Source organism: Bradyrhizobium sp. IC4059 (assembly GCF_020193615.1).
Taxonomy (GTDB): Bacteria; Pseudomonadota; Alphaproteobacteria; order Rhizobiales; family Xanthobacteraceae; genus Bradyrhizobium; species Bradyrhizobium yuanmingense.
The window spans coordinates 1-600 of record NZ_JADYVH010000040.1 but is presented as its reverse complement, the minus strand read 5'-3'; the positions used below and the strand labels follow the sequence as shown (position 1 = coordinate 600).

At 57.0% G+C, this 600-nt stretch carries 2 protein-coding genes and 1 pseudogene; all 3 read left to right on the top strand.

The window, feature by feature from the left end; all coding sequences use genetic code 11:
- A partial coding sequence (locus I6F12_RS37005; protein WP_225158545.1) for a crosslink repair DNA glycosylase YcaQ family protein occupies window positions 1–271 on the top strand: 271 nt, incomplete at its 5' end.
- 63 nt (window positions 272–334) lie between these two features.
- A complete protein-coding gene (gene ycaR, locus I6F12_RS37000; protein WP_002898177.1) occupies window positions 335–517 on the top strand; it encodes a protein YcaR in 183 nt (60 codons plus the stop codon).
- Window positions 514–600, top strand: a pseudogene (locus tag I6F12_RS36995) (3-deoxy-manno-octulosonate cytidylyltransferase); the annotation flags it as partial. The gene ycaR and the pseudogene I6F12_RS36995, both read left to right, overlap by 4 nt.

Genomic DNA, 600 nt, shown 5'->3' with positions numbered 1-600 from the left:
TCAGTATGGCTACTTCGTACTGCCTCTGCTGCACCAGGGAAAACTGGTCGGGCGGATGGACAGTAAAATACATCGCAAAAGCCGGGAGCTGGAGATCTTCGCCCTGTGGCTGGAGGAGGGGGTGAAGATCACCCGTGGTCTGGAGCAGGGGCTGCGCCGGGCGATTAACGACTTCGCACACTGGCAATCGGCAGAGCGGATCCTTTGCCGACGCCTGCCGGAAGGGCTGTTTGTCGGCCAGGAGCAGGGGTGGGAAATCGACGCCGATTGATCCCGGCGCCTGCCTTCCTGTGATATGCTGCTGAGAAATCTATCCGGTCCATCAGGAGGAAACATGGATCACCGTTTACTTGAAATCATCGCCTGCCCGGTCTGTAACGGCAAGCTGTATTACAGTCAGGATAAGCAAGAACTTATTTGCAAACTTGATAGCCTGGCGTTTCCGCTGCGCGACGGTATCCCGGTGCTGCTGGAGACAGAGGCGCGTCCGCTGGCGCTAGAAGAGAGTCACTCATGAGTTTCGTGGTCATTATTCCTGCGCGTTTCGCCTCCACGCGCCTGCCGGGAAAACCACTGCAGGACATTAATGGTAAGCCGATG

Excerpts from the sequence above, each read along its gene's own strand:
- ycaR (WP_002898177.1), top strand. The coding sequence starts at position 335 with ATGGATCACCGTTTACTTGAAATCATCGCCTGCCCGGTCTGTAACGGC.